Annotated in this window: 9 protein-coding genes; all 9 read left to right on the top strand. The window is 37.6% G+C overall.

All coding sequences use genetic code 11. The features are described from left to right. The coding region (locus tag AC1DJR_RS11545) for a cation transporting ATPase C-terminal domain-containing protein (protein WP_477002654.1) at window positions 1-594 on the top strand (594 nt) is incomplete at its 5' end. Window positions 595-693: 99 nt separating this feature from the next. Then, window positions 694-1569 (top strand): YicC/YloC family endoribonuclease, encoded by an 876-nt coding sequence (locus tag AC1DJR_RS11540; RefSeq protein WP_477002653.1) that lies wholly within the window; start codon window positions 694-696, stop codon window positions 1567-1569. 67 nt (window positions 1570-1636) lie between these two features. Further along, a complete protein-coding gene (gene remA, locus AC1DJR_RS11535; protein ID WP_001251456.1) occupies window positions 1637-1900 on the top strand; it encodes an extracellular matrix/biofilm regulator RemA in 264 nt (87 codons plus the stop codon). A 13-nt stretch (window positions 1901-1913) separates the two neighbouring features. Then, on the top strand, window positions 1914-2531 hold the full coding sequence (gene gmk / locus AC1DJR_RS11530; protein WP_002014492.1) for a guanylate kinase: 618 nt from the start codon (window positions 1914-1916) through the stop codon (window positions 2529-2531). A gap of 2 nt (window positions 2532-2533) precedes the next feature. Continuing rightward, window positions 2534-2746, top strand: a complete 213-nt coding sequence (rpoZ, locus tag AC1DJR_RS11525) for a DNA-directed RNA polymerase subunit omega (RefSeq protein WP_193644869.1) — start codon at window positions 2534-2536, stop codon at window positions 2744-2746. A 197-nt stretch (window positions 2747-2943) separates the two neighbouring features. Beyond that, window positions 2944-4149, top strand: a complete 1206-nt coding sequence (gene coaBC, locus AC1DJR_RS11520) for a bifunctional phosphopantothenoylcysteine decarboxylase/phosphopantothenate--cysteine ligase CoaBC (RefSeq protein WP_477002652.1) — start codon at window positions 2944-2946, stop codon at window positions 4147-4149. Continuing rightward, entirely contained in the window at window positions 4146-6551 is a 2406-nt protein-coding gene (gene priA, locus AC1DJR_RS11515; RefSeq protein ID WP_429691801.1) for a primosomal protein N', read from the top strand. Before coaBC ends, priA begins: the two co-directional genes overlap by 4 nt. A gap of 11 nt (window positions 6552-6562) precedes the next feature. Then, window positions 6563-7033: a peptide deformylase gene (def, locus tag AC1DJR_RS11510; RefSeq protein WP_002014496.1), complete on the top strand. Its 471-nt coding sequence runs from the start codon at window positions 6563-6565 to the stop codon at window positions 7031-7033. 22 nt (window positions 7034-7055) lie between these two features. Beyond that, window positions 7056-9090 (top strand): 16S rRNA (cytosine(967)-C(5))-methyltransferase RsmB (gene rsmB, locus AC1DJR_RS11505; RefSeq protein ID WP_477002651.1); only part of this gene is annotated, 2035 nt, incomplete at its 3' end.

Genomic DNA, 9090 nt, shown 5'->3' with positions numbered 1-9090 from the left:
ATGTTACTTGCACTGCCATTGCCGATGGTTCCAATTCAAATTTTATGGGTGAACTTAGTTACTGACGGTTTACCAGCGATGGCATTAGGTTTGGATAAGGCTGAAGGAGATGTGATGAAGAGAACACCACGCCATCCGAAAGAAGGGGTGTTCGCTAGAGGGCTTGCGTGGAAAATTATAAGTCGTGGTTTTCTAATCGGAGCAGTGACATTAGTAGCGTTTATTATTGCATTTAACCAGCATCCGAATGAATTGAAGTATGCACAAACGGTAGCCTTCGCAACATTAGTACTGGCTCAGCTTATTCATGTATTTGATTGTCGTAGTGAACATTCTATATTTCACCGCAACCCGTTTGGAAATATATATTTAGTAGGGGCGGTTATTATTTCTTTACTGTTAATGCTTGTAGTTATATATTATCCACCATTACAGCCGATTTTTAGCACAATGCCGATACAAGCACGAGATTGGTTGTTAATTGGAGGATTATCATCTATTCCGACCTTCTTATTAGTAGGATCCTTATTAACAAGAAAAAAGGAGAAAAAGAAAAAGCCGCTGTTATATAAGAAGGGATTAAACTTGAAATAGTCAATGATATGAAAATATGATATAATTTACAGAAGGTAGTAGAGTCGCATCTCTATTGCCTTTTTCATTGAGTTATTTCATGGCTTGGATGTGATAAAGATGATTTGTAGTATGACAGGATTTGGAAGATCGAAGGTAGAGAACGATACTTTTCAAATAACAGTAGAAATGAAGTCGGTGAACCATCGTTTTTTAGAAATGAGTATTCGGCTTCCGAAGCAAATGATGGCGTTTGAAGACAAGATTCGTAAAATAATTGCAAAGCAAGTTCGCCGTGGACGTATTGAAGTGTCTATTAGTATAACAGGYGAAGGGCTTGTTGAAAGAAAATTAACTGTGAATTGGGAACTTCTCAAGCAGTACCAATCCATTATGGAAGATATAAAAGGGAAATTTCAATTACAAGATTCTATTACACTCGGGCAACTAATGKGAATGCCAGAAGTAACGGCAGTTGAAGAAATAGAAAATGTAAATGAACAATTTGAAACCGGTTTATATGAAGCTGTTCGCCAAGCTGCTCATATGTTGAAAACGATGAGAGATGGCGAAGGAGAACGATTACATAAAGATATAGCATATCGTTTGCAAGAGATCCATAATTGTGTAAATGCAATTATTCCACATGCACCAATTGTTACACAAAAATATCGTGAACGATTAGAAAATCGCTTAAAAGAATTACATAATCAAGATTTAGATGAACAACGATTGTTGACAGAAGTAGCAATATTTGCAGAGCGTTCAGATATTCACGAAGAATTAGTTCGATTACAAAGTCATTTAGATCAATTTCGTGAAGCACTGCAAATTACAGAGCCTGTTGGAAGGAAAATGGACTTCATCGTGCAAGAGATGCATAGGGAAGTTAATACGATAGGTTCTAAGGCAAATGACTTAACAATTTCAAAATATGTCGTAGAAATGAAAAATAACCTTGAAAAAATTCGTGAACAAGTACAAAATATTGAGTAGCTTTCAAAAAATATATAAAGTTATACGTGGTGGAGAAATCGGATAGACTTACTAGGAGGCGCAAACTATGGCCATGCGGTTTTTAAATATTGGATACGGAAATATTGTATCTGCTCATCGAATTATTGCTATTGTAAGTCCGGAGTCAGCTCCTATTAAACGGACAGTACAGGAAGCGCGTGAACATAATGCTTTGCTTGATGCTACGTATGGGAGAAAAACAAGGGCGGTTATTGTTATGGATGATGGGCATGTAGTATTAAGTCCAATTCAGCCAGAGACGATTGCACATCGTTTGAATAATAAAGAAGATTTAAGTGAGGAAGGGTAGGTTTTACATATTTATGAGAAGTAGAAGAGGATTGCTCATCGTTCTTTCGGGACCTTCTGGTGTCGGGAAAGGAACGGTTCGAAAAGAGCTGTTTAGCCATGAAGACACACGTTTTCAGTACTCTATTTCAGTAACGACACGTAAACCGCGTGAAGGTGAAGTAGATGGTGTGGATTATTTCTTTAAAGAGAGAGAAGAATTTGAAGAAATGATTCGTAATGAAAAGTTACTTGAATGGGCTGAGTTCGTTGGTAATTATTACGGAACACCGATTGATTATGTTGAAAAAACGTTACAAGAAGGAAAAGATGTGTTCTTAGAAATTGAAGTGCAAGGAGCAATTCAAGTTAAGAAAGCCTTCCCAGCAGGTGTATTTATTTTCTTAGCACCTCCAAGTTTATCTGAACTAAAGAACCGAATTGTCGGCCGTGGTACAGAAACTGAAGATGTTATTGAAAATCGTTTAACTGTAGCGAAAGAAGAAATCGAAATGATGGACGCTTATGACTATGTTGTAGAAAACGATCAAGTTGAATTAGCTTGCGACCGAATTAAAGCAATTGTGGTTGGTGAACATTGCCGCCGCGAAAGAGTGGCAAAATACTATAAAGAAATGACGGAGGGTCTATAATTATGTTAAATCCATCAATTGACTCATTATTAACAAAAATCGATTCTAAATATACACTTGTAACAGTAGCTGCAAAGCGTGCACGTGAAATGCAAATTGCTGACAACTGTGTTATTGAAAAGCCTGTTTCTTATAAATGTGTAGGTAAAGCATTAGAAGAAATCGATTTAGAAGTATTAAAATATATACCAAGCGATGACTCAATAATTGATTAAGACATTCTTTTCGACAAATTAAAACATAGACTTTATAATTTTCTATGTAACGGTAACAACCTATTTACAAGTAGGTTGTTATTTTTTTACGATAGGGATGAAAAGGAATCGAAAAAGACGGAACGAAATACTGGTACTGACGAGCTGAAAATTCTATTTCAGTAGAATAAGTTTGAAAAAGAAAGAGGACGAGTCATATGCTAAAAGGGAAAAAGATACTTCTATGTGTAACAGGAGGCATTGCAGTTTTTAARGCGGCTGCGTTAACAAGTAAATTGACACAAGCTGGCGCTCTTGTAAAAGTAATGATGAGTGAGTCGGCAATGAAGTTTGTTACGCCTCTTACATTTCAAGCACTTTCTCGCCATGATGTATATACGGATACGTTTGATGAGAGAGACTCCGCTGTTATTGCTCATATTGATTTAGCGGATTGGGCAGATGTTGTACTTGTTGCACCTGCTACAGCTAATTGCATTGGAAAGTTAGCTGGCGGTATTGCTGATGATATGATTACAACTACTTTGTTAGCTACTATAGCTCCAGTGTGGATTGCACCTGCTATGAATGTGCATATGTATGAAAATAAAATTGTTCAAAAAAACATGATGAYGTTAAAAACATTAGGATATACATTTATTGAGCCTGGGGAAGGTTTTTTAGCATGTGGTTATGTAGCAAAAGGAAGACTGGAAGAACCTGAAGCAATTATTGGACGATTAGAAGAGGCTTTCTCGGAACAACAACCATTGCAAGGAAAACGAATATTAATAACAGCTGGACCGACACGTGAAAAGGTTGATCCGGTTCGTTTTATGACGAATTTTTCTTCTGGAAAGATGGGGTATGCGATCGCAGAAGTTGCAGCAGGCTTAGGTGCTGATGTCATACTTGTGTCAGGACCGACAGCATTAGAGTCACCATTACATGTCACAACAATACAAGTAGAATCTGCACAAGATATGTTAGAGGCAGTCCTTCAGCATTATCAGAGTGTGGATGTTGTCATCAAAACAGCAGCCGTTGCAGATTACCGTCCGAAATATGTTCATGATAATAAAATGAAAAAGAAAAATGGCGATGCTGTAATTGAATTAGAAAGAACAGTGGATATTTTAAAAACGTTAGGTGAGAAGAAAGACCGACAGTTACTTATCGGTTTCGCAGCTGAAACGACAAACATAGAGGAATACGCAACGAGAAAATTACGTGAGAAAAATGCAAATATGATTGTTGCGAATGACGTGAAAGCGCAAGGAGCTGGGTTTGGTACGGATACAAATATTGTGACAATGTATAGAAAAGATGGAGAAATCATTGAGCTGCCACTTTTAACGAAGAAAGAAGTGGCTCGTGAAATATTAAAGCAAATAGAAATGATGTTAGAAGATGATTATGTATGAAGTTTGCAAGTGTAATTGTTGATGTACCTGCACGTCAAACAGATCGACCGTTTGATTATATTATCCCTAAAAAATGGGAAGATATCGTGCAAACAGGAATGCGTGTAGTAGTCCCATTCGGTCCGAGGAAATTGCAAGGTTTTATTATTGGCATAAAGGATTCGGTTGAACTAGAAAGTAAAAAGTTAAAAGCGTTGTATGAAATATTAGATGTCACTCCGGTTTTAAATGATGAATTATTAAAACTTGGGTATTGGCTTACAAGTGAAACGTTATGTTATATGATTTCAGCTTTTCAGGTGATGCTTCCGACGGCGATTAAAGCAACATATAAAAAGCGTCTGCAACTTCGTAACCGAGAAGGAGTAACACCAGAAATTCTTTCTTTATTTCAAGGGAAGGAAACGATAGATTGGGAAGTTATCGAAGCACAGCCGCACCTATATCGCACTATTCAACAAGAAATTAAAAATGGTACGACTGAAGTGGTTTATCAAGTAAAGGATAAAGTGCAGAAGAAGAAACAAAGAGTAGTTCAACCGGAGTTGCCGGCAGATAAATTGGAATTAGCAGCATTTGAACTGAAAAGTAAAAAACAACAAGATGTACTCTATTATTTTGTAGAAAACTACAAAAGTGTACCGTTAAAAAATTTAACAGAAGAATTACAAATAACAGATGCTCCAATAAAAGCACTTGTTAAAAAGGGTCTAATCTCAGAAAAGTATGTAGAGGTATACCGGAGTCCGTATGACGATGATGATTTTGAACAAACGAAACCATTTCCGCTTACTGAGGAACAAAAACAAGTAATTACACCGATTTTGTCATCAATTACAAATGAAACTTACAATCCATTTTTACTATATGGTGTTACAGGAAGTGGTAAGACTGAAGTGTATTTACAATCTATAGCAGCGGTGCTCGAGAAAGGAAAAGAAGCAATTGTGCTTGTTCCTGAAATTGCGCTAACGCCCCAGATGGTAGATCGCTTTAAAGGTAGGTTCGGTTCGCAAGTTGCAGTTCTTCACAGTGCGCTTTCTGTTGGCGAGAAATATGATGAATGGCGAAAGATATTAAGAAAAGAAGTGAAAGTTGTAGTTGGTGCGCGTTCAGCTAGTTTTGCTCCATTCGAAAATTTAGGAATCATTATTATTGATGAAGAGCATGAATCAAGTTATAAGCAAGAGGATAACCCAAAGTATCATGCAAGAGATGTAGCGGTATGGAGAGGACAATACCATAAGTGTCCAATCGTTCTCGGAAGTGCAACGCCGACACTTGAATCGTTTGCTAGAGCGAAAAAAGGTGTCTATGGGTTGCTTACAATGGAAAAACGTATGAACAAACAAGCTTTGCCGACTGTAGAAATTGTTGATATGCGTGAAGAGCTTCGTGATGGAAATCGCTCAATGTTTTCAAAGGCACTGCATGAAAAAATAGCAGATCGATTAGAAAAGAAAGAACAAATGGTTCTCTTTTTAAATAGAAGGGGTCATTCTACGTTTGTGATGTGTCGTGATTGTGGGTATGTCGTACAATGTCCGCATTGTGATATTTCGTTGACATATCACAAAATGAACCATCGTTTAAAGTGTCATTATTGTAGTCATGAGGAAAATATGCCAACGGAGTGTCCTGCTTGTAATAGTACGTATATTCGTTTCTTTGGTACAGGGACGCAAAAGGTTGAAGAAGAAATCACAAAACTATTCCCTGAGGCGCGGGTCATTCGAATGGATGTGGATACAACAAGCCGTAAAGGAATGCATGAAAAATTATTAAAGGCGTTTGGTGAAGAGAAAGCAGATATATTACTTGGAACACAAATGATTGCAAAAGGGCTTGATTTTCCGAAGGTGACGCTTGTTGGCGTTTTAACGGCGGATACGATGCTTCATCTACCTGATTTTCGGGCGAGTGAAAAGACGTATCAGCTATTGACACAAGTGAGTGGACGTGCAGGAAGACATGAATTGCCAGGTGAAGTTGTAATTCAAACGTATACGCCGGAACATTACAGTGTAGAATTAGCAAAGAATCAACAATATGATGTATTTTATGAGCACGAAATGCAAATGAGGCAAATGAGACAATATCCGCCATATTACTACGTTGTACTTGTAACTGTATCTCATCCGGAGTTATTAAAGGCAGTCCAAGTGACGGAAAAAATTGTCGGTCATTTACGAACGCATTGTTCAAGGCAAACAATGGTGTTAGGGCCGGTTGCTTCAGCAATTCCAAGGATAAAAGATAGATATCGTTACCAATGCATGATAAAATACAAACGGGAACCAAACTTAAAGAACGTGCTCAAAATGGTAAATGAACATTATCAAGCAGAAATGCAAAAAGAGCTACAAATCTCAATTGATTTTAATCCAACAATGTTAATGTAGCGGAGGGAAATATGGCAGTTTTAGAAATTGTAAAGCATCCAAATGAAGTGTTAGAAACACCATGCGAAAGAGTAATTAACTTTGATAAAAAGTTAGTGAAATTGTTAAAAGATATGCATGAAACAATGTTAATTGCAGACGGAGTTGGTCTAGCTGCGCCACAAGTGGGTGTAAGCTTGCAAGTTGCTGTTGTTGATATAGGTGATGATACGGGTAAAATTGAATTAATTAATCCTGTTATTTTAGAAAAACGTGGTGAACAAGTAGGTCCCGAAGGCTGCTTAAGCTTTCCGGGACTTTATGGTGAAGTGGAGCGTGCAGATTACATTAAAGTACGTGCACAAAATCGTCGCGGTAAAATATTTTTATTAGAAGCGGATGACTTCTTAGCGCGTGCAATTCAGCATGAAATCGATCATTTACACGGTGTTTTATTTACATCTAAAGTGAAAAGGTATTATGAAGCAGGCGAATTAGAATAGGTTTAAAAGGAGCGGTTTTTGAATGATGAAAGTAGTATTTATGGGGACACCGGACTTTTCTGTGCCGGTGCTTCGTCGTCTTATCGAGGACGGATATGACGTAGTTGGTGTTGTAACGCAACCTGATCGTCCAGTTGGTAGAAAAAAGGTTTTAACACCTACTCCTGTTAAAATAGAAGCGGAGAAACATGGTATTCCAGTAGTACAGCCGTTAAAAATTCGTGAAAAAGACGAATATGAAAAAGTATTAGCACTAGAGCCAGACTTAATTGTAACAGCAGCATTTGGACAAATCGTACCGAATGAAATTTTAGAAGCGCCAAAGTATGGATGTATTAATGTCCACGCATCATTACTTCCAGAACTTCGCGGTGGTGCACCAATTCATTATGCGATCATGGAAGGTAAAGAGAAAACAGGTATTACAATTATGTATATGGTAGAAAAATTAGATGCGGGCGATATATTAACGCAAGTAGAAGTAGAAATTGAAGAGCGTGAAACAACAGGTTCATTATTTGATAAGTTAAGCGAAGCAGGAGCACACCTTTTATCTAAAACGGTTCCTTTACTAATTCAGGGTAAACTAGAACCAATTAAACAAAGTGAAGCTGAAGTGACGTTTGCATATAATATAAAACGTGAGCAAGAGATAATTGATTGGACAAAAACAGGTGAAGAAGTATACAATCACATTCGCGGATTGAATCCATGGCCAGTTGCTTATACGACTTTGGCAGGACAAGTTATTAAAGTATGGTGGGGAGAGAAGGTCTCTATTACAGAGAATGCTGAACCAGGTACAATAGTAGCTCTTGAAGAAGATGGATTTGTTGTTGCAACAGGGAACGAGACAGGTGTTAAAATCACTGAATTGCAACCATCTGGTAAAAAGCGTATGAGTTGTTCACAAGAAAAAAATACAATTGACAGAAAAGATATTGGTTTATTAACTGAAATGGTATATGGAACAATTCAACGTCGTGACACACTAGATTATTATTTACAACCATTTTTAAGAAAAAAGGTTGAAGCGTGGGTAAGAGTGTTGCTTCGCCTATCTCTATATCAAATGCTATATTTAGACCGAGTTCCAGAAAGAGCGGCTATTCATGAAGCAGTTGAGATTGCAAAGCGTCGTGGGCATAAAGGGATTTCAGGCATGGTGAACGGAGTATTGCGTTCAATTCAGCGAGAAGGTGTACCTTCGTTAGAAGAAATCGAAAATCCAGTAGAACGACTTGCGATTGCAACGAGTCATCCAATGTGGCTTGTACAAGAATGGGCATCCGAATATGGTTTAGAGACAGCAGAGAAAATGTGTGAAGTAAATATGTTGCCACCTGTACCAACAGCACGTGTAAATGTTGATAAAGTAACGGTAGAAGAAGCGGTTGCGTTATTAGCTGATGAGGGWATAGAAGCAAAACGTGGCGAATTGTCAGAGGATGCAATTCAAATTGAAAGAGGAAATGTCGCACATACAGAAGCGTTCAAAAAAGGTTTCCTTTCTATTCAAGATGAAAGCTCAATGCTTGTAGCACGTGCTTTAGAACCGAATAAAGGAGATGCAGTTCTAGATAGTTGTGCTGCTCCTGGCGGAAAAACAACTCATATTGCAGAGCGTTTGGACGGAACTGGTAAGGTAATGTCGCTTGATTTACACGCACATAAAGTACGTTTAATTGAACAACAGGCGAAGAGACTTGGTTTAGAAAATATAGAAACGATGGCTTTAGATGCTAGAAAAGTTCAAGAGCATTTTGCAAATGAATCTTTTGACAAAATATTAGTAGATGCACCATGTTCTGGATTTGGTGTTATTAGACGTAAACCTGATATTAAGTTAGGTAAAGATAAGGGCGATAGTGAAAGGTTATCAACGATTCAACTTGCGATACTAGAAAAAATAGCACCATTGTTAAAACAAGGTGGTCGCCTTGTTTATAGTACGTGCACAATTGAAAAAATAGAAAATGAACAAGTAATAAAGCAATTTTTACAAGAGCATCCTGAATTTGAATGGGATACTACGATAAAAGATCGCATGCCAGAAA

Source organism: Bacillus sp. 05T31 (assembly GCF_056396725.1).
The sequence above is the reverse complement of the archived record's forward strand: the minus strand, read 5'-3'. Positions and strand labels throughout refer to the sequence as shown.

Bases quoted from the DNA above. Each gene is read 5' to 3' on its own strand.
- gmk (WP_002014492.1), top strand. From the start codon at position 1,914: ATGAGAAGTAGAAGAGGATTGCTCATCGTTCTTTCGGGACCTTCTGGT.
- priA (WP_429691801.1), top strand. From the start codon at position 4,146: ATGAAGTTTGCAAGTGTAATTGTTGATGTACCTGCACGTCAAACAGAT.
- remA (WP_001251456.1), top strand. From the start codon at position 1,637: ATGGCCATGCGGTTTTTAAATATTGGATACGGAAATATTGTATCTGCT.
- def (WP_002014496.1), top strand. From the start codon at position 6,563: ATGGCAGTTTTAGAAATTGTAAAGCATCCAAATGAAGTGTTAGAAACA.
- rpoZ (WP_193644869.1), top strand. From the start codon at position 2,534: ATGTTAAATCCATCAATTGACTCATTATTAACAAAAATCGATTCTAAA.